The organism is Pseudomonas sp. GL_091 (assembly GCF_057837725.1).
The window spans coordinates 7,015,211-7,035,398 of the sequence record NZ_CM174451.1 but is presented as its reverse complement, the minus strand read 5'-3'; the positions used below and the strand labels follow the sequence as shown (position 1 = coordinate 7,035,398).

General features: G+C 60.4%; 19 protein-coding genes. 11 read left to right on the top strand and 8 right to left on the bottom strand.

Annotated elements, in window-relative coordinates:
* Positions 1 to 11 precede the first annotated feature (11 nt).
* From pstA to AC3ITY_RS32140, 5 genes are all read left to right on the top strand, one after another.
* Positions 12 to 1,682, top strand: a complete 1,671-nt coding sequence (gene pstA / locus AC3ITY_RS32160) for a phosphate ABC transporter permease PstA (RefSeq protein ID WP_489306875.1) — start codon at positions 12 to 14, stop codon at positions 1,680 to 1,682.
* Between the two features lie 116 nt (positions 1,683 to 1,798).
* Positions 1,799 to 2,632 (top strand): phosphate ABC transporter ATP-binding protein PstB, encoded by an 834-nt coding sequence (pstB, locus tag AC3ITY_RS32155; RefSeq protein WP_007971742.1) that lies wholly within the window; start codon positions 1,799 to 1,801, stop codon positions 2,630 to 2,632.
* Positions 2,633 to 2,743: 111 nt separating this feature from the next.
* Positions 2,744 to 3,505 (top strand): phosphate signaling complex protein PhoU, encoded by a 762-nt coding sequence (gene phoU, locus AC3ITY_RS32150; protein ID WP_046038908.1) that lies wholly within the window; start codon positions 2,744 to 2,746, stop codon positions 3,503 to 3,505.
* Between the two features lie 167 nt (positions 3,506 to 3,672).
* The gene (locus AC3ITY_RS32145) at positions 3,673 to 4,575 is read left to right on the top strand and encodes a response regulator (protein WP_489306872.1); all 903 of its coding nucleotides are present in this window, start codon (positions 3,673 to 3,675) and stop codon (positions 4,573 to 4,575) included.
* A gap of 205 nt (positions 4,576 to 4,780) precedes the next feature.
* A complete protein-coding gene (locus AC3ITY_RS32140; protein ID WP_489306871.1) occupies positions 4,781 to 5,677 on the top strand; it encodes a peptidoglycan DD-metalloendopeptidase family protein in 897 nt (298 codons plus the stop codon).
* A gap of 37 nt (positions 5,678 to 5,714) precedes the next feature.
* Here the strand turns inward: AC3ITY_RS32140 and AC3ITY_RS32135 are convergent, their stop codons facing one another.
* The 3 genes from AC3ITY_RS32135 to phoB form a co-directional block, all read right to left on the bottom strand.
* Complete coding sequence (locus AC3ITY_RS32135; RefSeq protein WP_046038913.1) at positions 5,715 to 7,055, bottom strand: hemolysin family protein; 1,341 nt, start codon at positions 7,053 to 7,055, stop codon at positions 5,715 to 5,717.
* A gap of 124 nt (positions 7,056 to 7,179) precedes the next feature.
* Positions 7,180 to 8,466, bottom strand: a complete 1,287-nt coding sequence (gene phoR, locus AC3ITY_RS32130; RefSeq protein WP_259674430.1) for a phosphate regulon sensor histidine kinase PhoR — start codon at positions 8,464 to 8,466, stop codon at positions 7,180 to 7,182.
* Positions 8,467 to 8,541: 75 nt separating this feature from the next.
* The gene (gene phoB, locus AC3ITY_RS32125; protein ID WP_003229608.1) at positions 8,542 to 9,231 is read right to left on the bottom strand and encodes a phosphate regulon transcriptional regulator PhoB; all 690 of its coding nucleotides are present in this window, start codon (positions 9,229 to 9,231) and stop codon (positions 8,542 to 8,544) included.
* 153 nt (positions 9,232 to 9,384) lie between these two features.
* Here phoB and AC3ITY_RS32120 point away from each other — a divergent pair, with 153 nt between their 5' ends.
* Positions 9,385 to 9,768 (top strand): COG4315 family predicted lipoprotein, encoded by a 384-nt coding sequence (locus tag AC3ITY_RS32120; RefSeq protein WP_223455288.1) that lies wholly within the window; start codon positions 9,385 to 9,387, stop codon positions 9,766 to 9,768.
* Between the two features lie 78 nt (positions 9,769 to 9,846).
* On the opposite strand, the gene ubiA is transcribed toward AC3ITY_RS32120, so the two are convergent.
* Together ubiA and AC3ITY_RS32110 are read right to left on the bottom strand one after the other, a co-directional pair.
* Positions 9,847 to 10,737 (bottom strand): 4-hydroxybenzoate octaprenyltransferase, encoded by an 891-nt coding sequence (gene ubiA, locus AC3ITY_RS32115; protein WP_489306870.1) that lies wholly within the window; start codon positions 10,735 to 10,737, stop codon positions 9,847 to 9,849.
* Positions 10,737 to 11,300 (bottom strand): chorismate--pyruvate lyase family protein, encoded by a 564-nt coding sequence (locus AC3ITY_RS32110; protein ID WP_489306868.1) that lies wholly within the window; start codon positions 11,298 to 11,300, stop codon positions 10,737 to 10,739. The genes ubiA and AC3ITY_RS32110 overlap by 1 nt, the downstream gene beginning before the upstream one ends.
* 199 nt (positions 11,301 to 11,499) lie before the next feature.
* Between AC3ITY_RS32110 and AC3ITY_RS32105 the strand changes: the two genes are divergently transcribed.
* From AC3ITY_RS32105 to AC3ITY_RS32085, 5 genes are all read left to right on the top strand, one after another.
* Positions 11,500 to 11,670 (top strand): rubredoxin, encoded by a 171-nt coding sequence (locus AC3ITY_RS32105; protein ID WP_007995385.1) that lies wholly within the window; start codon positions 11,500 to 11,502, stop codon positions 11,668 to 11,670.
* A gap of 18 nt (positions 11,671 to 11,688) precedes the next feature.
* A complete protein-coding gene (locus AC3ITY_RS32100; protein WP_489306866.1) occupies positions 11,689 to 12,837 on the top strand; it encodes an NAD(P)/FAD-dependent oxidoreductase in 1,149 nt (382 codons plus the stop codon).
* A gap of 194 nt (positions 12,838 to 13,031) precedes the next feature.
* Positions 13,032 to 13,307: an HU family DNA-binding protein gene (locus tag AC3ITY_RS32095; protein ID WP_003195589.1), complete on the top strand. Its 276-nt coding sequence runs from the start codon at positions 13,032 to 13,034 to the stop codon at positions 13,305 to 13,307.
* 546 nt (positions 13,308 to 13,853) lie between these two features.
* Positions 13,854 to 14,759 (top strand): leucine-rich repeat domain-containing protein, encoded by a 906-nt coding sequence (locus AC3ITY_RS32090; protein ID WP_489306865.1) that lies wholly within the window; start codon positions 13,854 to 13,856, stop codon positions 14,757 to 14,759.
* A gap of 282 nt (positions 14,760 to 15,041) precedes the next feature.
* Entirely contained in the window at positions 15,042 to 15,425 is a 384-nt protein-coding gene (locus tag AC3ITY_RS32085; RefSeq protein ID WP_008018281.1) for a hypothetical protein, read from the top strand.
* Between the two features lie 98 nt (positions 15,426 to 15,523).
* Here the strand turns inward: AC3ITY_RS32085 and AC3ITY_RS32080 are convergent, their stop codons facing one another.
* From AC3ITY_RS32080 to AC3ITY_RS32070, 3 genes are all read right to left on the bottom strand, one after another.
* On the bottom strand, positions 15,524 to 16,927 hold the full coding sequence (locus tag AC3ITY_RS32080) for an aminoacyl-tRNA deacylase and HDOD domain-containing protein (protein WP_489306864.1): 1,404 nt from the start codon (positions 16,925 to 16,927) through the stop codon (positions 15,524 to 15,526).
* A 78-nt stretch (positions 16,928 to 17,005) separates the two neighbouring features.
* Positions 17,006 to 19,081 (bottom strand): ATP-dependent DNA helicase RecG, encoded by a 2,076-nt coding sequence (gene recG, locus AC3ITY_RS32075; protein WP_223455300.1) that lies wholly within the window; start codon positions 19,079 to 19,081, stop codon positions 17,006 to 17,008.
* A gap of 9 nt (positions 19,082 to 19,090) precedes the next feature.
* A complete protein-coding gene (locus tag AC3ITY_RS32070; protein WP_489306863.1) occupies positions 19,091 to 20,020 on the bottom strand; it encodes a hydrogen peroxide-inducible genes activator in 930 nt (309 codons plus the stop codon).
* Positions 20,021 to 20,188: the final 168 nt, after the last annotated feature.

Below are 20,188 nucleotides of genomic sequence, written 5' to 3'. Positions count from 1 at the left end.
GGTAGAAGTCTGTGAAACAGAACTCCCTGAAAGGATGGTTCAAGAGCGGCGCCCCCGGCGTCTGGATCAGCGGTGGCGCGGTGTCCATCGCGGTCATCATGACCATTGGCCTGCTGGCAGTGATTGCCGTGCGCGGCCTGGGTCACTTCTGGCCGGCGGATCTGATCCACGCCAGCTACGACGTGCCGGGCCAGGGCCAGCACCTGGTCATCGGCGAAGTGGTGCAGAAGGAAGAAGTCCCCCGTGCCCGTCTGAAGAGCGCCGGCCTGCCGGTACCTGACGAAGGCCCTGAGTTCATGACCCGCGAGCTGATCAAGGTCGGCAACCGTGACCTGAACGGCAACGACTTCACCTGGATCGTCGGCGAGTGGCTGACCAACCAGACGACGCCGCCGGAGCTGATGGCCATCGAGCGTCGCGAGTGGGGCAACTTCTACGGTTACCTGGTCAACGTCAAACAGGATGGCAAAGTCATTGCTGAAGGCGAGGCCGCATGGCCTGAGTTGCAGGCCCGTGTCGACCGTGTGAACAAGCTGGCTGCACAGCTCAAGAACCTGGAAAAAACCGACATCGGCGCGATCAACGCCGGTCTCGAGCGCATCCGTTTGCACGGTCGCAAGCTTGAACTGGATGGCAAACTCGACGCCACTGCACAAGCAGACATGGAGTCGGAGCGCGCCGAACTCAATGCTCGCTATCAGGATGTTGAAGCGCGCCTGAGCGATCTGCATGCGCAGTTCAACCGCGACAGCCTGACCGCCCGCGATGCGAACGGTAAGGAAATCGAAATCGGCATCGGCAAAGTGGTACACGCCTATCAGCCGAACGCCATGAGCACGACCACCAAGATCGGTTTCTACTTCAGCAAGGTCTGGGAGTTCCTGAGCGACGACCCGCGTGAAGCGAACACCGAAGGCGGGATCTTCCCGGCCATCTTCGGCACCGTGATGATGACCCTGATCATGGCGATGATCGTGACCCCGTTCGGCGTGCTGGCGGCGGTGTACCTGCGTGAATACGCCAAGCAGAACGCGCTGACCCGGGTGATCCGCATCGCGGTGAACAACCTGGCAGGTGTTCCGGCCATCGTTTACGGCGTGTTCGGCCTGGGCTTCTTCGTCTACGTGCTGGGTGGCTCGCTTGACCGTCTGTTCTTCCCTGAAGCACTGCCGGCGCCGACTTTCGGCACACCGGGTCTGCTCTGGGCTTCGTTGACCCTGGCGCTGCTGGCGGTGCCGGTGGTGATCGTGGCCACCGAAGAAGGTCTGGCGCGGATTCCTCGCACCGTGCGCGAAGGCTCGTTGGCCCTCGGCGCGACCAAGGCTGAAACCTTGTGGAAGATCGTGCTGCCGATGGCCAGCCCGGCGATGATGACCGGCATGATCCTCGCCGTGGCGCGCGCCGCGGGTGAAGTGGCGCCGCTGATGCTGGTGGGTGTGGTGAAGCTGGCGCCGTCGCTGCCGGTGGACGGTAACTACCCGTACCTGCACCTGGACCAGAAGATCATGCACCTGGGCTTCCACATCTACGACGTCGGCTTCCAGAGCCCGAACGTCGAAGCCGCACGACCGCTGGTGTACGCCACGGCGCTGCTGCTGGTGCTGGTGATCGCCACGTTGAACCTGTCGGCGGTGTACATCCGTAACCACCTGCGCGAGAAGTACAAGGCGTTGGATAGCTGATTTCTTATGTGGGAGCGAGCCTGCTCGCGAAGCTTTTGGCGCCAGTGATGGCCCCTTCGCGAGCAGGCTCGCTCCCACAAAAACCGAACCGAATTTGTTAGCACAGGGAGCCTCCCATGCAGCACGAAGCACATACCCACGGCATCAACATGTCGGCCCTGGGTCGCGACAAACAGAGCCTGAACCTCGAGCAGGAAACCGTAGCCATCGAAGTGCCGGGCCTGAGCCTGTTCTACGGCGAAAAACAAGCGCTGTACGACGTCAGCATGAACATCCCGAAACAGCGCGTGACCGCCTTCATCGGCCCGTCCGGCTGTGGCAAGTCGACGCTGCTGCGTACCTTCAACCGCATGAACGACCTGGTTGACGGCTGCCGCGTTGAAGGCGAGATCAACCTGTACGGCAACAACATCTACCGCAAGGGCGAAGACGTGGCCGAGCTGCGTCGCCGCGTCGGCATGGTGTTCCAGAAGCCCAACCCGTTCCCGAAGACCATCTACGAAAACGTGGTCTACGGCCTGCGCATCCAGGGCATCAACAAGAAACGCGTCCTCGACGAAGCCGTTGAGTGGGCGTTGAAAGGCGCGGCATTGTGGGACGAGGTCAAGGACCGTCTGCACGAGTCGGCACTGGGCCTGTCCGGTGGTCAGCAGCAGCGTCTGGTGATCGCCCGTACCATCGCCGTTGAACCGGAAGTGCTACTGCTCGATGAACCGTGCTCGGCACTCGACCCGATCTCTACGCTGAAAGTCGAAGAGCTGATCTACGAACTGAAATCCAAGTTCACCATCGTGATCGTGACCCACAACATGCAACAGGCGGCGCGGGTGTCCGATTACACCGCGTTCATGTACATGGGCAAGCTGGTTGAGTTCGGCGACACCGATACCCTGTTCACCAATCCGGCGAAGAAGCAGACCGAAGACTACATCACCGGTCGTTATGGCTAGCAGCAGCCACGAGCCGCAAGCTTCAAGCGGCAAGTCAGAGCGGTTCGGGTACGACACACATCAGCTTGCAGCTTGTAGCTTGCAGCTCACAGCTTTTGCGGAGCAGACAACATGATTTCTAAGGAAGGCCTTACACACCACATCTCCCAGCAGTTCAACGCCGAACTGGAGGAAGTGCGCAGCCACCTCCTGGCCATGGGCGGGCTGGTCGAGAAACAGGTCAACGACGCGGTGACCGCGCTGATCGAGGCCGACTCCGGCCTGGCCCAGCAGGTGCGCGAGATTGATGACCAGATCAACCAGATGGAACGCAACATCGACGAGGAATGCCTGCGCATTCTGGCCCGTCGTCAGCCGGCAGCGTCCGACCTGCGACTGATCATCAGCATTTCCAAGTCGGTGATCGACCTGGAGCGCATCGGTGACGAAGCGACCAAGATCGCCCGTCGTGCCATCCAACTTTGCGAAGAAGGCGAAGCGCCGCGCGGTTACGTCGAAGTGCGCCACATCGGTGACCAGGTGCGCAACATGGTCCGCGATGCACTGGACGCCTTCGCCCGTTTCGACGCCGAACTGGCTTTGTCGGTGGCGCAGTACGACAAGATCATCGACCGCGAATACAAGACCGCCCTGCGTGAACTGGCCACCTACATGATGGAAGATCCGCGTTCCATTTCGCGGGTTCTGAGCATTATCTGGGTGCTGCGTTCGCTGGAACGTATCGGCGACCACGCGCGCAATATCTCGGAGCTGGTGATCTACCTGGTACGCGGCACCGACGTGCGGCACCTGGGGCTCAAGCGCATGAAGGAAGAAGTTGAAGGAACCAGTGGCGAAAGCGCTAATGTTCCGGGCAAAACTGACGATAAGTAAGGTTGCCCAAGTAAAGCGCCCGGCCTTTTGGCCGGGCGTTTTTGTTTGCGGCTTACGAATTCGAAAAGCAGCACCCGCGAACGAAAAGTCCGGCGTGACTGAAGGTTTTTGGCAATGTGCCATCAGCAAGGCGGTATGCTGGCCGGGATTTTTTAAAGGGGTGGTGGATGAGTAAGGTCAGTGTGTTGGTCGTGGACGACGCGTCGTTCATTCGTGACTTGGTGAAAAAGTGCCTGCGCAATTATTTCCCGGGCATGCGGATCGAAGACGCGATCAACGGCAGAAAGGCCCAGGCCATGCTGGCCAAGGAAGCCTTCGATCTGGTCCTGTGCGACTGGGAAATGCCGGAAATGTCCGGGCTGGAACTGCTGACCTGGTGCCGTGAGCAAGACAACCTCAAAGCCATGCCCTTCGTGATGGTGACCAGCCGTGGCGACAAGGAGAACGTCGTCCAGGCGATCCAGGCCGGAGTTTCCGGTTACGTCAGCAAGCCGTTCACCAACGAGCAGTTGATCACCAAGGTCAAGCAGGCGCTGCACAAGGTCGGCAAACTCGACGCCTTGACCAACGTAGCCGCGACCAAAACCAGCCCTGCCTTCGCTAACGACTCCCTCGCTGCCTTGACCGGTGGCAAGGCGCCCGTCGCCACGCCAACGGCTATACCTGCACCGTCCAAAGGCTTGCTCAACAACCCGCCGGTCAAGGCGCCTGCGGCCTCTTCGGCACCCGCCAGTGGCCGTGGACAGGGTCAACTGCGTTTGCCGAACGGCATCGCGCAATGCGTGATCAAGGCCTTGAGCCTCAAGGAAGCCCTGTTGGTGGTCAAGCGCACTGAGGCCCTGCCGCAGATCCTCGACAGCGCCGTGCTGGACCTGGAGCAGGGCGACAACGCCGAAGTCGCCCGCCTCAACGGCTATCTGCACGCCGTCGTGGCCCACGAACCGAAACCTGACAGCGACTGGCTGCAACTGACCTTCCGCTTTGTCGATCAGGACGCGCAGAAGCTCGATTACATTTCCCGCCTGATTGCGCGGGGTACGGCGCAGAAGCATTTCATTCCTGGCGCATGATGTAGCGTCGCCTGTCAGTCCGTCTTCGCGGGCAAGCCCGCTCCCACAGGTTCACTCCGACCTGTGGGAGCGGGCTTGCTCGCGAAGGGGCCATCAGTGCAACCGCACATCTGCTGAACACCCTTTCTGAAACATCTGCCGACTACCCGGGTCCATTGCAGCTGCTAGGCTCAATCCCAGATCTCACTCGACAGAATCCTTGCTCATGTTCACGCGCCTGCTGCTTTTATGTGGCCTGTTCATGGTTGCCACCTCGACCATGGCCATGACCATCTACAAATCCAAAGACGTCTATGGCGTGGTTTCCTACAGCGACCGCCCCAGCAAAGGCGCCCATGTATTCGTTTTTCGCGATGGCATGGTCGAGCACCTTGAGCGTCAGGTGCGCCTCATCATCATGAAGAAGAACGGCGTGCACAGCGTGTACGTGCGCAATGACCTGTATGCGCCGGTAGAAGTCGAATTGAGTTTTGCCGGGGTGAAGAACGCCAGCGGTGTGCCGGGCGGGACGATTCGGCGCGTGATACCGCTACGCAGCAGCGTTCGCCTGGCACAGCTCACGGCGACTAAAGGTGGGAGGCCCCTCGCGTACGTCCCGAAGTTCCAATACTCCCTGGGCGACCCCTCAGGGCCCACGGTGGGCTATCGGTACCCGTTGCCCTGGCGTGGCGGACCGTTTCGGATAAGCCAGGGTGCCAATGGCCCCTACAGCCACTTCGGGCCCAAGAGCCGATACGCCATAGACATCGCGATGCCTGAGGGCACGCCGATCATTGCCGCGCGAGGCGGGGTGGTGGTGAAAACCGAGAACAGACAGAGCGGGCGCGGCACCGACGCATCCGGCAATTTCGTGCGGGTGCTGCACGATGACGGAACCATGGGCGTGTACCTGCACCTGAAGAAAGGTTCGGTCTGCGTGCGGGAAGGTCAGCGGGTAACGGTAGGGAGTGCGTTGGCGTTGTCCGGCAACACCGGCAACAGCACCGGGCCGCATTTGCACTTCGTGGTGCAGCGCAATACCGGGCTGGGGCTGGTATCGATTCCGTACCAGTTCAACCAGCCGGTCAGCGCGCTGCCCAACTTTGCGTTGGGCAAGCAGTGATGCGTTGTCTGGTCTGACGCCATCGCGGGCAAGCCAGTTAATCCAGCATCAACACCTTGGCCAGGACAATCTTCGGCCCTTTCATCTTCTTGATGATGATCCGCAGGCCTTCGACTTCCAGCACTTCTTCCTCTTCCGGAACCCGCTTGAGGCTTTCATAGACCAGCCCGGCAAGGGTTTCGGCTTCGACGTGGTCGAGGTCGATGCCCAGCAGTCGTTCAACCTTGAACAGCGGCGTATCGCCCCGCACCAGCAGTTTGCCCGGCTGATACGCGAGGATCCCGCGTTCGGCCTTGCGGTGTTCGTCCTGGATATCGCCCACCAGCACTTCCAGCACGTCTTCCATGGTCAGGTAGCCGATGATGTTGCCGTCGGCCTCCTCGACCACGGCGAAGTGCGAGCCGCCCTTGCGGAACTGCTCCAGCAACTGCGACAGCGGCATGTGCCGCGACACGCGCTCCAGTGGGCGGGTCAGTTCGGCCAGGTTGAACGACTCGGGAATGTGGTCCAGCGCCGCCAGCTCCAGCAGCAGATCCTTGATGTGCAGCAGGCCGACGAACTCCTGACGTTCGCTGTCGTACACCGGGTAGCGGCTGAACTTGTGGCGACGGAACATCGCCAGGATCTGCTTGAGCGGCGCGTTGAACTCCAGGGTCACCAGGTCTTCGCGAGAGTTGGCCCAGTCGACTACTTCCAGTTCGCCCATTTCCACCGCCGAGGCCAAGACACGCATGCCTTGGTCGCTCGGGTCCTGGCCACGGCTGGAGTGCAGGATCAGTTTAAGTTCTTCACGGCTGTAGTGATGCTCGTGATGCGGGCCGGGCTCACCTTGCCCCGCAATGCGCAGGATGGTGTTGGCGCTGGCGTTGAGCAGGTAGATGGCCGGGTACATGGCCCAATAGAACAGGTACAGCGGCACGGCGGTCCACAGCGACAGCAATTCGGGTTTGCGGATCGCCCAGGATTTCGGGGCCAGTTCGCCGACCACGATGTGCAGGTACGAAATGATGAAAAAGGCGGTGAAGAACGATATGCCTTTGACCACTTCGTCCGATTGGACGCCCACCGCGCTGAGCAGCGGTTCGAGAATGAGTGCGAACGCCGGCTCACCAACCCAGCCAAGGCCCAGGGAGGCGAGGGTGATACCCAGTTGGCAGGCGGACAGGTATGCGTCGAGCTTGCTGTGTACGGTGCGCAGGATGTGCCCGCGCCAGCCGTGTTTATCAGCGATGGCCTCGACCCGGGTCGAGCGCAACTTGACCATGGCAAATTCCGCCGCAACGAAAAATCCGTTGAGCAAAACCAGGATCAGAGCAAAAAGAATCATGCCGAAGTCGGCGAAAATTGTAGCGAGGGTCAAGCCAGGGGAAGGGTCCATGATGGAGTTTTGCGGGTTCCGTGAATTCGAGAAGGAAAGAAAAAACTGCGCCTGAAAAGCAGGCGCAAGTCAGCCAATGTAGCGGCTGACTTGGCGATTGCCTAGTGGCTCGTGCTGGCCGGTATCAATCGGCGGTGCTGATAACCCGTGATTTGGTGACCTGGGCCGGGGCAAAGTGGCAGGTAAAGGTGCTGCCGTGGCCCGGTACGCTGCTGATTTCCATCCGTGCCCGATGACGTAACAAAACGTGTTTGACGATCGCCAGCCCCAGGCCAGTGCCGCCGGTGTTGGAGTTGCGGCTGGAGTCGACGCGATAGAAGCGTTCGGTCAGGCGCGGCAGGTGTTTGGCATCGATGCCGATCCCGGAATCCTGCACGCTCAGGTGCGCCCCCTGGTCATCGCCCCACCAGCGAATGCGGATATTGCCTTCGGCCGGGGTGTATTTCACCGCGTTGAACACCAGGTTGGAAAACGCGCTGCGCAACTCCGCTTCGCTGCCCTTGAGCAGGATTGTCGGGTCGGCTTCCAGGGTGATTTTCTGGTTTTTCTGGCCTGACAACTGCTGCGCGTCGCTCTTGATCGATTGCAGCAAGCCGTCGATCGGCACCGGCTGGTTGTCCGACGGATAATCGGTGGCTTCCAGCTTGGCCAGCAACAACAGGTCGTTGAGCAGGGTCTGCATGCGTCCGCCTTGTTGCTGCATCTGCTGCAAGGCACGGCCCCAGCGCGGGTTCACCTCGTCGACGTTGTCGAGCAAGGTTTCCAGGTAGCCGCAGATCACCGTCAACGGTGTGCGCAGTTCATGGGAAACGTTGGCGATGAAGTCTTTGCGCATTTGCTCAAGCTGATGGATGCGCGTCACATCGCGCACCAGCATCAAGTGTTCGTTGTTGCCGTAACGGGTGATGTACAGCTGGATGCGCACGCGGTCGTTGGTTGGCGAGGGGATTTCCAGCGGCTCGGCGTAGCTGTCTTGCTCGAAGTATTCCTTGAAGCGCGGATGGCGCACCAGGTTGGTCACCGGTTGGCCGCTGTCTTGTGGCGTCTTGAGGCCCAGCAGGGTTTCAGCGGCGCGGTTCCACCACTCCAGATTGCCGTCGGTGTCGAGCATGATCACCGCATCCTTGAGTGCGGCGGTGGACTCCTGAACCCGGTCGATCACCGCTTGCAGGCGCCCGCGTACCCGTTGGTCGCGGCGTTGCAGGTGGTAAATGCTGTCGAACACCTCGCCCCACAGGCCGTAGCCGTCGGGTGGCGCTTCATCGGGTTTGTGCAGGCGCAGCCACTCGTGCAGACGCAGCAATTGCTTGAGGGTCCAGGCCAGGTAAAGACCCAGGCCTGCGGCGAGGCTCCAGCCGTAATAGCCGGTGATCAGGCCGATCACCAGGCAGGCGGTGACCAGCAGCAGCATGTGGCGAATCAGGGTGCCATGCCAGTTTTGGTTCACGAAAAAAATACGTCCTTGAAAGTGGAACCGCTGCGATCATCAGGCCTTGGTTGAGAACCGATAGCCAGTGCCGCGCACGGTTTGTACCAGATTTTCGTAAGCATCGCCGAGGGCTTTGCGCAGGCGGCGAATGTGCACGTCAACCGTACGCTCTTCGACGTAGACGTTGCCGCCCCAGACCTGATCCAGCAACTGGCCACGAGTGTAGGCGCGCTCCTGGTGGGTCATGAAGAATTGCAGCAGGCGGTATTCGGTCGGGCCCATCTCGGCAGGACGGCCGTCGATGGTCACGCGGTGGCTGATCGGGTCCAGCAGCAGGCCGCCGACTTCGATCGGTGCTTCGCCATCGGTCGGGCCCGCGCGACGCAGCACGGCCTTCAGGCGCGCTACCAGCTCACGGGGGGAAAACGGTTTGGTGATGTAGTCGTCAGCGCCGACTTCCAGGCCCTGGATCTTGTTGTCCTCTTCACCCTTGGCGGTGAGCATGATGATCGGGATGTCCCCGGTCAGTTCATCACGCTTGAGACGACGGGCCAGTTCGATGCCGGACGTGCCGGGCAGCATCCAGTCGAGCAGGATCAGGTCCGGTTTGCGGTCGACGATAATGGCGTGGGCCTGCTGGGAGTTTTCAGCCTCCAGGCAGTCATAGCCGGCCATTTCCAACGCAACGGCGATCATTTCGCGAATAGGCGCTTCGTCGTCGACGATCAGAATGCTCCTGCCAACCATGCCCTTAATCCTCTTGTCATTTAACTGTCTTGCGCCGCATTAGATAACGGAATTATTGCAGTCGTGTGACAGTATTTTAGTTGCCCTGCGATTGTAGCGAACCTGGACTAAGCTCTAATTCCGAATCCTGACAACCACAAAAGGAAGGTTTCCATGAACTACATTGCTCAATCCTGGAAGGCTTTGCTGGTCACTGCTGCGTTAACGCTGCCGACACTGGCCTTTGCCGCCGACCCGGCGATGATGAAAGACGGCATGATGGTCGATCACAAGGGCATGACTGTGTACACGTACGACAAGGACAAGGATGGCAAGTCGATGTGCAGCGGTGAGTGCGCCGAATACTGGCCGCCAATGATGGCGCCGGCGGGTGCCAAGGCTGAGGGTAAGTGGACAGCCGTCAAGCGTGATGATGGCACAATGCAATGGTCCTACGGCGGCAAGCCGCTGTACTACTACAAGGACGACAAGGCACCCGGAGAAATGAAGGGCGATAAGAAGAAAGACGTCTGGCACGTCGTTCACGAGCATATGTAACGGTTGTAGACTGCCGCACCAGATCGCTGCCTACGTTGCTCTGCAGGAGCTGCTGAAGGCGGCGATCTTTTTGACGCGTCAACGTAGCGCGTAATCCAGCACAATCCCGACGAAAATCGCCAAACCCGCCCAGTGATTGTGCAAAAACGCCTTGAAGCAGCGCATGCGGTCCTTGTCGCGGGTGTACCAGAACTCCCACGCAAAGCAGCCCGCCGCCGCCAGTAACCCAAGGTGGAACCAGCCACCGAGCTCGAACTTCGACCCCGCCAACAACAGGCAACCCAGCGCCAGCCCTTGCAGGGCCAGGATGATCGCCCGGTCCGCGTCGCCGAACAGGATTGCCGTGGACTTCACGCCGATCTTCAGGTCGTCATCGCGGTCAGTCATCGCGTAATACGTGTCGTAACCCACGGTCCACATCAGGTTGGCGATCCACAGCAGCCACGCGACAGCCGGCAATTCACCGGTTTCTGCGGTGAACGCCATCGGCATCCCCCATGAAAATGCGGCGCCCAGCACCACTTGCGGGTAATAGGTGTAGCGCTTCATGAACGGGTAACTGAACGCCAGCGCCAGGCCGCCCAACGACAGCCAAATGGTCGCGGCATTGGTGCATAGCACCAGCAGGAAACTCACGCCCATCAGCAATGCAAAGAACACCAGCGCCTCTTTGGAGCTGATCTTGCCGCTCACCAGCGGCCGCTGCTCGGTTCGCTTCACATGACCATCGACCTTGCGGTCCGCCCAGTCGTTGATCACGCAGCCGCCGGCGCGGGTCAGCACCACACCGAGGACGAAAATCACGATATTGGCCAGGGACGGCGAACCATTGCCGGCAATCCACAGCGCCCACAGCGTTGGCCACAGCAGCAGGTAAATGCCGATCGGCTTGTCCATGCGGGTCAGTTGAATGAAATCCCAGGCCCGAGGGTTCAAACGGTTCAAGGACTTGAGCAGGCTTTGGTACATCAAAGGTTCTCCGATTGGACGCAGGTGGCGTCCCACAGGGAAGGCAGGAATATTTCGGCCACCAAAACGCTCAAGGCACCGCGGTCGAAGCGCGAACGGCGGCCCCACAGCTCAGGCGATTGCACCTCGGCGGGCAGCCACGCTTGCGGATAATGGCAAACCTCGATGGCCCGGCGCTGGAAGGCCTGATCGCAAAACAGCAATTCGCCCAGCGAGCGGCTGCCCAGTTCGTCCATGTGCAAGCCGTCGCCTTGCAATGCACTGCGTGAGGCCACGCTGCGCGCAAACACCCACGCCTGGCCATGACCGCGCAAATACACCTCGCGCACCCAGCCCTCACTGCCATTGGCCAGGTCCAGTGCTGCGCACTCGTCGGCGCGCAGGGGTTGCCAGCCTTCGAACATCGGCGAGACGCTGAAGGCATCATTCGACAGATGAATCAGACGCCTGGTCAGCGAGCCTTCGTCGAACAGCCAGTCGAGGGTGGAGGCATCGGGGAGGGGCGCCAGTTCGCTGCGCGAGAGCCAGAGGGGAGCTGGAGAGGGGGATTCTGTGTGATGCACAATGAGTCATTATTGGCAGCAAATGAGGCGGCGAGCTTAACATGTCAGCCGCCGATATCGATTGAAATGGCCTGCCGTTGCGCCGAACAGGCTTGCATCCGACGGCCCCGATCAGTACAAAACGCGCTGAGTTGGACGGCAGTGCTACAACCATCGACCGTCCGGCCGGCAAAACGCCTGAACCCTGAGGAAGTACCTGATGAAAAAGTGGCAATGTATCGTCTGCGGCCTGATCTACAACGAAGCCGACGGTTGGCCGGATGACGGCATTGCGCCGGGCACCCGATGGGAAGACGTTCCGGCAGACTGGCTGTGCCCGGACTGCGGTGTGGGCAAAATGGATTTTGAAATGATCGAAATCGCTGCCTGAATAATTGAGGAGTAAGGAATGAACGCACCTGTCGTAATCATTGGCACCGGCCTGGCGGGCTACAACGTGGCCCGCGAGTTTCGCAAACTCGATAGCGAAACCCCGCTGCTGCTGATTACCGCCGATGACGGGCGCTCCTACTCCAAGCCGATGCTCTCCACCGGCTTCGGCAAAAACAAGGATGCCGACGGCCTGAGCATGGCCGAACCCGGCGCCATGGCCGAGCAGCTCAAGGCCGAAATACGCACCCACACGCGCATCAGCGGCATCGACCCGGGCCACAAGCGCCTGTGGATCGGTGAAGAAGCGGTAATCTACCGCGACCTGATCCTGGCCTGGGGCGCCGAAACCGTGCGCGTGCCCATTGAAGGCGACGCGGCGGATTGCGTATTCCCGATCAACGATCTGGAAGACTACGCACACTTCCGTGCGGCGGCGGCTGGCAAGCGCCGCGTGCTGCTGCTCGGCGCGGGCCTGATCGGCTGCGAGTTCGCCAACGACCTGACCCTGGGCGGCTACGAAGTGCAACTGGTTGCGCCGTGCGAACAAGTCATGCCGACCCTGCTGCACCCGGCGGCCGCCGCTGCGGTGCAGGCTGGCCTCGAAAGCCTCGGCGCGCGCTTCCACCTCGGCCCGGTGCTCAACCGCCTGCAACGCGTGGCTGGCGGTCTGGAAGCGCACCTGTCCGATGGCCAGGTGATCTTGTGCGACGTGGTGGTCTCCGCCATAGGCCTGCGCCCGCGCGTCGACCTCGCGGCAGCAGCCGGTTTGCAGGTCAACCGTGGCGTCATGGTCGACCGGCACCTGAAAACCTCCCACGCCAACATCTACGCCCTGGGCGACTGTGCCGAGGTCGATGGGCTGAATCTGCTGTACGTCATGCCCCTGATGAGCTGTGCGAGGGCGCTGGCGCAAACCCTGGTCGGCAACCCGACCGCCGTCACCTATGGCCCGATGCCAATCACCGTCAAAACTCCGGTCTGCCCGTTGGTGGTGTCCCCGCCGCCACGGGGCGCAGAGGGCATTTGGACCGTCGAAGGGCAGGGCGCCGACATCAAGGTGTTATGCCGCGATGCCGCGGGCAAGCTGCTCGGTTACGCCCTCACCGGTGCCGCCGTGATGGAAAAACTGGCCCTGAACAAAGAGCTTCCGGCTCTGTTGGCGTAAATACCGGTCGTTCTGTCGGAATCCCCCCCCTTTTGCCCTAACAATGGCCGCGCCGATACTGGCGCGGGGTCTCACTGCGTGCCATCCTCACTCCCGTCTGCCGCAGAGTAGAGCACCTGCGGCGCTTTTGGCGCTGCTCCGCAGAGAGCAGCACGGACATAACAACAACAAACCGTCAAAGGGGCTTCACTCACATGCGTAAACCAGACCTCGCTGCAGCCATCGCTGAAAAAGCAGACCTCACCAAAGAACAAGCCAACCGCGTTCTCAACGCCGTTCTTGAAGAAATCACCGGTGCCCTGCACCGCAAAGACAGCGTGACGCTGGTGGGCTTCGGCACCTTCCTGCAACGCCATCGCGGTGCCCGCACCGGCAAAAACCCGCAAACCGGTGAACCCGTCAAAATCAAGGCCAGCAACACCGTTGCGTTCAAGCCAGGCAAATCGTTGAAAGACAGCGTTAATCCGTAATCCGTGTTCACCTCCCGCGCAGCGGGGGAGTGGAATAAAAAATGGGCATGCCAACTTGGTTGGGTGCCCATTTTTTGTGGGTGGCGAGAGTGTTTTTTATCAATCGCGTCGTCAAGCGCATCACCGATTTGATGTGCGTTATTCATTACCTGATTGCCCAACGAAAACCCCGATTTTGCTGGAACTGATCTGGTTGGGTTTTCTGCCTTGTGAGTCAACTGATTCTGCATTGTTGCTTGGCGATCATGGTCACCATTTCCGGTTCGCTCAAATGGTCGCGGCGTTCTTTCTCACGATGGCGTCTCGAAAATGATCGTTTTCGAGAGCGTCAGCCCGTGCCAATGGCTTAGCGTGATTTAAATTCCGTTTTCTGAGGCGACCCCAAGTTTTTCTAGTGCATTTTACGGTGCGCCGCATACCGTTCCCTCCGCCACCCGGCTCCGGATTATTCTAAATGGGTCTTACCAACTGTCAGTTGTGACAGTTAAAAGGGGGCGTCCGATGATTTATAAAAGAGTCTCCTTAAACACTGGCAAGGTGACCGACATGACCTCGAACACAGTAACTGCAAAGGCTTTTACTCCCGTGACAATCCCGGCGCCGATCAAGACTCTCTTTGACGACATTTCATTTGCTCAAGTGGCGGCCGAGCATATTTCAGACGCCACGGGCACGCCGGTGACTATCGAAGACACGGTGACGCAGGACATGCTGGATAAAGTGACGGTATTGAGAGTGCTGAGCGGGTCGCCGTTAAAAATCACCAACTTGCGAGGCATTGGGCATCTGCGCAACTTGCAGGACGTGATGCTAGAGCGCCAATTTGTCACTCGTCTGCCTGAAGACTTCGGGATGTTGGCAAAGTTGACGTCGGCGTACTTCATCAACTGCAAACTCAAATCAATTCCAGACTGGATCGGAAATCTTGAAAGCCTGATCAGCCTGAACCTGAGTTCTCAATTGCCTCTGGGCATTATGAGGGGCGGTATTCCGGAGTCGATCGGCAACCTGACAAAACTGGAACGCTTCGACGTGGGCAATAACAATAACCTGTGCGGAAAACTCCCGGATTCCTTTGCCAGGCTGACCGCCCTCAAACACCTGTTGGTTCAGAGCAACGGGTTTGAAGACCTGACTGTCTTGAATGAAATGCCTCCGACCACCTCCATCAATGCCCGCAATCAAGCCTTGGGCATTTTTGAATTGGGCAATGTGGCGCAAAACAGTTTGTTGCCCATCAGGCTGCCTGAAATATTTGTACAGGCCCTGACACCGGGTGACGTCCTGTATGAAAAAGACGGTGTCGAAATCGTGGGCAGTCCAGGTGCGTCTCTGGATAAAAACCACCGTTATGTGCATTTGCCAGCCAGCACCTCTGGCACATTCGAAGTGATGCTGGCTATTCATGGCCGGCTGACCAATGTGAGTTATCGCTACACGGTGACCGCGTAACGGCCAACCGGTCGTTTGCCTATTGAATGAAGTGACCTGACATAAGCCGTGCGCAGGGACGCGACAGCGTTTCCGCGCACGGCTCATTAACCTGGAAGGGGCGTCGGCGAATGTTATGGCGAGTGATTTTGCCGGGGTTCTTTTGTAGAAGCTTCGTCAGTGACTTGGTAGTCATCGGCGTCAAAAATGGCAGCATCTTCTCGAAAATAAAGCGGATGGTGGCGTTCTATTTTTTAGCCGTTACACTGCCCTCGCCGTTTATTTTTCTTTTGAGGCTTGCGCATGAAATTTCGTTTTCTGCTGTGGATGCTGGGTTTGTTGATGGGTAAGGCCAGCCGGACCAATCCGGCGTTTCAGCAGCAGTTGGGTGACAAGGACCTGGTGTTTCAGTTGCAGACCCTGGACGGGAAAGTGGCGCGGCATTTCCGCGTGAAGGACCAGCGCATCACCAGCCAATCGGGTGTGCATGCCGAGCCTGCGTTTGCGATTGCCTTTAAAGACGCCGCGTACGGCTTTGCCACGATGCAGGCGAAGAACAAGCAACTGGCGTTCATGACGGGGATTCAGGACAAGTCGATTCAGATCAAGGGCAACCCGGCGCTGGTGATCTGGTTCCAGGGGCTGACCAAGTATTTGAAGCCGAAGAAGGCCAAGCCCAAGGCTTGAGGGCTGTCAGTTAGACCGCGTGATATTCATCGCGAGCAGGCTCGCTCCCACAGGGATCACCTGAATCCTGTGGGAGCGAGTCTGTTCGCGATTGCTTTTCAGCCTTGGGTGAATTGCGACGCCAGTTCGCGCAGCAGCACTTCGGCCTCGAGGACTTTGCTGACCACGTCGTTGGCTTTTTCGCGGCTCAGGCCAAGGCGTTCGAGCAGGGTGTCGGGGATGTCTTCGTCGGGGCCGGAGCCGATGCCACGGCTGCGCAGCAGGCGCACCGACAGGCACACAAGGTTCGGGTATTCGGCGAAGTCGCCGTCGTAGTGAGGATCGTGCTGGAAGCGCAGGGCGGTGGCCAACTCTTCAGGCATGTCCCAGTAGCGCATCAGCCACGTGCCGATCTGTTCGCGGCTGATGCCCAGCAGGTGTTGTTCCACGAAGCTGTGGCACAGGTGCGGGTTGACCTCCAGGTGGCGGCAGATCAGCGAGAAGTGCGGCGGGAACACATGGGCCAGTAGCAGGTAGCCGAAGTTGTGCAGCAGGCCAGCCAGGTAGGTCAGGCCAGCTTCTGGACGCTGGGCGCGCGGCATGGCGCGGGTCAGGCCTTCGATGACGGCGGCGGTGTAGATCGATTGCTGCCAGTACGGCGTGGAGTGTTGCGGGTGGTCCTTGGGCAGGCTCAGGGTTTTGCCCAGGGCCAGGCCCAGCGCCAGGTTGATCACCAGGTCGAAGCCCAGCACCCGGACGATGGCGTCTTCCACCGAGCGGATCTTGCCCGGCGAGGCGTAGTAGGGCGATGCTGCCCAGCTCACGACTTGTGCGGCCAGCGCCGGGTCGGTTTCGACCACGCCGGTGATGTCGTCGATGGTGGCGTTGGGGTCGACGCGCAGCTTGATGATTTTTTGCGCGGTTTCGGCCAGCGGCGGAATTTCGATGGTCGCTTCCAGACGCTGCTGGATGCGCCGCGCGGTGAACGCCTGGACGGCCTGGGTGATTTCCTCGCGGTCGTCATCGGGGCGGTTGAGGTTCGGACGGATGCTGGTCAGGTTTTCGCCGAAGTTGGCGGCGCTGGCCTTGGTCAGCATGGTCGTCTTGAAGTCTTCGCTGGAAATTTCCAGTAGCACGCCCGGCTCACCGGAGTTGATCAGCAACTTCGGCTCGTGCAGCAGGCTTGCGTCGTACAGGCACGGTGAACTGGTCAGCGCCGGCAGGCCCGGCAGCAAGCTGAGGTTGTGCTTGCCGAGCATTTTTGTCAGGCGTTCGGTCGGTACGGCGGCGAGGCGGCGACCGGTGAGTTCAGTGAGGCGATTGAGGTCCAGCAATTGGCTCTGCGGGAACAGCACCATCAGCACGCCAATGCTGTCATCCAGCAGAACGGCCTGCACTTTGCGCGCGGCATTCAGGCCGTGGTGGTCCAGCACTTCTTCGTAGGCAATGCCCAACTTGCCCAGCATCAGCCGAATGACCGACGGTGCGTGCGGGGTGTCGGGTGCGAAGGCAACTTCGGTCATGGTCTGTATCCGGACTAAAACAATTGCAGGAGTATAACCAGCTTGCTTGGGGCCACGCCTCAGAAACCGTGACGGTTGTCATACTTGGCCGTATTGTTGGCCATGACGCAGCCAGCGGTCGAGTAGCGGGCTGACGTGGGTCGGCCAGCGCTCGAGCAATGCCTGGGCGGCATCCCGCACGGCGGGCAGCAAATCGGCATCGCGCATCAGGTCGGCGACCTTGAATTGCAGCAAACCAGTCTGCCGGGTGCCGAGCATCTCGCCGGGGCCGCGCAGTTCCAGATCCTTTTCGGCGATGACGAAACCGTCGTTGGTTTCACGCATGATACCCAGGCGCTGGCGGCCGATCTGCGACAGCGGCGGATGGTAGAGCAGCACGCAATGGCTGACGGCGCTGCCCCGGCCGACGCGGCCGCGCAGCTGGTGCAATTGCGCCAGGCCCAGGCGTTCGGGGTTCTCGATAATCATCAGGCTGGCGTTGGGTACGTCGACGCCCACTTCGATCACCGTGGTCGCTACCAGCAATTGCAGGTTGCCGGCCTTGAACTCGGCCATCACCGCGGCTTTTTCCACAGGCTTCATACGGCCGTGGATCAGCCCGACTTTCAACTCGCCGAGGGCGGCGGTGAGGTCCTCAAAGGTGGTTTCGGCGGCCTGGCAGGTCAGCTCCTCCGACTCTTCGATCAGCGTGCACACCCAATAGGCCTGACGCCCTTCGGCACACGCGCTGCGCACCCGTTCGATGACTTCGACCCGCCGGGTGTCGGTGATCAGCACGGTGTTGACCGGGGTTCGGCCGGGGGGCAGTTCGTCGAGGATCGAGGTGTCGAGGTCGGCATAGGCGCTCATGGCCAGCGTGCGCGGAATCGGCGTGGCGGTCATGATCAGCTGGTGCGGGCACATGCGCCCACCGACGCCTTTCTGCCGCAAGGCCAGACGCTGCTGTACGCCGAAACGGTGCTGTTCGTCGATGATCACCAGCGCCAGATTCTTGAATTGCACTTCGTCCTGGAACAGCGCGTGGGTGCCGACCACCATTGGCGTGCCGCTGGCGATTTGCTCCAGTGCGGCTACGCGGTTCTTGCCCTTGAGCTTGCCGGCCAGCCATGCGACTTCAATGCCCAGCGGCTCGAGCCAGCGCTTGAAGGTGATGAAGTGCTGCTCGGCGAGAATCTCGGTGGGTGCCATCAGTGCAACCTGATAACCGGCCTCCAGCGCTTGCAGCGCGGCAAGGGCGGCGACCACGGTTTTGCCGGCGCCGACGTCGCCCTGGATCAGCCGCAGCATCGGTTCGTGCTGGCTGAGGTCGTAGGCGATTTCGTTGCCGACCCGTTGCTGGGCGCCGGTTGGGTTGAAGCCGAGGTTGGCCAGGTACTTGGCTGGCAGTTGCGTGGCTTTGGGCATCGCTGGCGCACGCAGGGAGCGCATGCTTTCACGCAGGCGTTGTTGCGACAGTTGATGGGTCAGCAGTTCTTCGAAAGCCAGACGGTGCTGTGCCCAGTGGTGACCGAGGGCCAGTTCATCGACGTCGGCATCGGCGGGCGGGTTGTGCAGGTAGCGGATCGCATCGGCCAGTGGCGCCAATTGATAGTCGCGGGCCAGTTCGTTCGGCAACCAGTCGGGCAGGCTGCTGGGGCCGAGCAGGGTGAGGGTCTGCATGCACAACTGGCGCAAGCGCTGTTGGGTCAGGCCTTCGGTGAGCGGGTAGACCGGGGTCAGGGTTTCATCCACCGGTGGCGGTTCGTCGCCAGTGATGGCTCGGTATTCCGGGTGGTAGATCTCCAGCCCCGAAGCACCGGGCCGCGCCTCACCGTAGCAGCGAATCCGCGTGCCGCGTTTGAGGCCTTCTTTTTGCGCGTTGCTGAAATGGTAGAAACGCAGGCTTAAGCCCCCGGTGCCGTCCTGCAGCCGAACCACCAGGCTGCGCCGACGGCCCATGACCACATCGGCACCGCTGACAGTGCCTTCGATGACCGCATCCTGACCGGGCCGCAGTGCGCCGATCGGCACCACGCGAGTGCGGTCCTGATAACGCAGGGGCAGGTGAAACAACACGTCCTGGAGGTTTTCCAGGCCGACCTTGGCCAGCTTCTCGGCCATGGCTTCACCGACACCCTTGAGTGCCGTCACCGACACTTGCGACAACTCGCTCATGACCGTTGCTTAGCCCGCAGCGACTTGCGCTGCTGGCTTGGCCACCGAGCACAGGCGAATGGAGTCAGCGAGGATTTCAATCGCTTTCGGGCGCGGGAAGCTGGCGCGCCAGGCAATGGCCACGGTGCGGAACGGTACGGGTGCCGACAACGGTCGCACTTCGATCACGCCGGGGGCGTAGTGATGGCTGTCGACCGCCGACAACGGCAGGATCGAAATCCCCAGGCCCGAGGCGACCATGTGGCGAATGGTTTCCAGTGAGCTGGATTCCACCGTGGTGTGTTTGGCGCCGTCGCTGCCCTTGGTCAGGGTCGGGCAGGCTTCCAGTACCTGATCGCGGAAGCAGTGGCCTTCGCCAAGCAGCAGCAGGCTCTTGTCGTTGAGCAGGCTGGAGTCGATGGATTCTTTTTGCGTCCACGGGTGCTGCGCCGGCATCAACACGTAGAACGGCTCGTCGTAGAGTTGCAGGGTCAGCACGTCGGCTTCATTGAACGGCAGGGCGATGATGATCGCGTCGAGCTCGCCGTTGCGCAGTTTGTCGCGCAGCACGTGGGTGAAGTTTTCTTCGATGTACAACGGCATCTGCGGGGCGACCCGGTGCAGTTGTGGAATCAGGTGCGGAAACAGATACGGCCCGACGGTGTAGATCGCGCCGACCTTGAGTGGGGCGGTCAGCTGGTTCTTGCCGGCCTGGGCCAGTTCGCGGATGCCCTGGGCCTGTTCTAATACCTTTTGCGCCTGGGCCACGATGCCTTCGCCGACCGGCGTCAGGCGCACGGCGCTCTTGCTGCGCTCGAAAATCAGCACACCGAGTTCGTCTTCAAGCTTTTTCACGCCCACCGACAGGGTCGGCTGGCTGACGTGGCAACGCTCGGCCGCGTGGCCGAAGTGCTGCTCTTGGGCGAGGGTAACGATGTAGCGTAATTCTGTGAGGGTCATAGCAAGCGTCCATGTAGTTGCGGGCCAAGCATACCGGCTGCAATCGATAGACGCACGTTATCAGACGTAGGAGCGAGCTTGCTCGCGAAAAACCTGAGATCGCCCCGGGGTGTCAGGCTTCAAGCGTTATCGTTCGCCTCATTCGCGAGCAAGCTCGCTCCTACAGTG

What these genes read in the sequence shown, in the direction of transcription:
- pstB (WP_007971742.1), top strand. Translation starts at nt 1,799, where the DNA reads ATGCAGCACGAAGCACATACCCACGGCATCAACATGTCGGCCCTGGGT.
- phoU (WP_046038908.1), top strand. Translation starts at nt 2,744, where the DNA reads ATGATTTCTAAGGAAGGCCTTACACACCACATCTCCCAGCAGTTCAAC.
- AC3ITY_RS32145 (WP_489306872.1), top strand. Translation starts at nt 3,673, where the DNA reads ATGAGTAAGGTCAGTGTGTTGGTCGTGGACGACGCGTCGTTCATTCGT.
- AC3ITY_RS32140 (WP_489306871.1), top strand. Translation starts at nt 4,781, where the DNA reads ATGTTCACGCGCCTGCTGCTTTTATGTGGCCTGTTCATGGTTGCCACC.
- AC3ITY_RS32135 (WP_046038913.1), bottom strand. Translation starts at nt 7,055, where the DNA reads ATGGACCCTTCCCCTGGCTTGACCCTCGCTACAATTTTCGCCGACTTC.
- phoR (WP_259674430.1), bottom strand. Translation starts at nt 8,466, where the DNA reads ATGCTGCTGCTGGTCACCGCCTGCCTGGTGATCGGCCTGATCACCGGC.
- phoB (WP_003229608.1), bottom strand. Translation starts at nt 9,231, where the DNA reads ATGGTTGGCAGGAGCATTCTGATCGTCGACGACGAAGCGCCTATTCGC.
- AC3ITY_RS32120 (WP_223455288.1), top strand. Translation starts at nt 9,385, where the DNA reads ATGAACTACATTGCTCAATCCTGGAAGGCTTTGCTGGTCACTGCTGCG.
- ubiA (WP_489306870.1), bottom strand. Translation starts at nt 10,737, where the DNA reads ATGTACCAAAGCCTGCTCAAGTCCTTGAACCGTTTGAACCCTCGGGCC.
- AC3ITY_RS32105 (WP_007995385.1), top strand. Translation starts at nt 11,500, where the DNA reads ATGAAAAAGTGGCAATGTATCGTCTGCGGCCTGATCTACAACGAAGCC.
- AC3ITY_RS32100 (WP_489306866.1), top strand. Translation starts at nt 11,689, where the DNA reads ATGAACGCACCTGTCGTAATCATTGGCACCGGCCTGGCGGGCTACAAC.
- AC3ITY_RS32095 (WP_003195589.1), top strand. Translation starts at nt 13,032, where the DNA reads ATGCGTAAACCAGACCTCGCTGCAGCCATCGCTGAAAAAGCAGACCTC.
- AC3ITY_RS32090 (WP_489306865.1), top strand. Translation starts at nt 13,854, where the DNA reads ATGACCTCGAACACAGTAACTGCAAAGGCTTTTACTCCCGTGACAATC.
- AC3ITY_RS32085 (WP_008018281.1), top strand. Translation starts at nt 15,042, where the DNA reads ATGAAATTTCGTTTTCTGCTGTGGATGCTGGGTTTGTTGATGGGTAAG.
- AC3ITY_RS32080 (WP_489306864.1), bottom strand. Translation starts at nt 16,927, where the DNA reads ATGACCGAAGTTGCCTTCGCACCCGACACCCCGCACGCACCGTCGGTC.
- recG (WP_223455300.1), bottom strand. Translation starts at nt 19,081, where the DNA reads ATGAGCGAGTTGTCGCAAGTGTCGGTGACGGCACTCAAGGGTGTCGGT.
- AC3ITY_RS32070 (WP_489306863.1), bottom strand. Translation starts at nt 20,020, where the DNA reads ATGACCCTCACAGAATTACGCTACATCGTTACCCTCGCCCAAGAGCAG.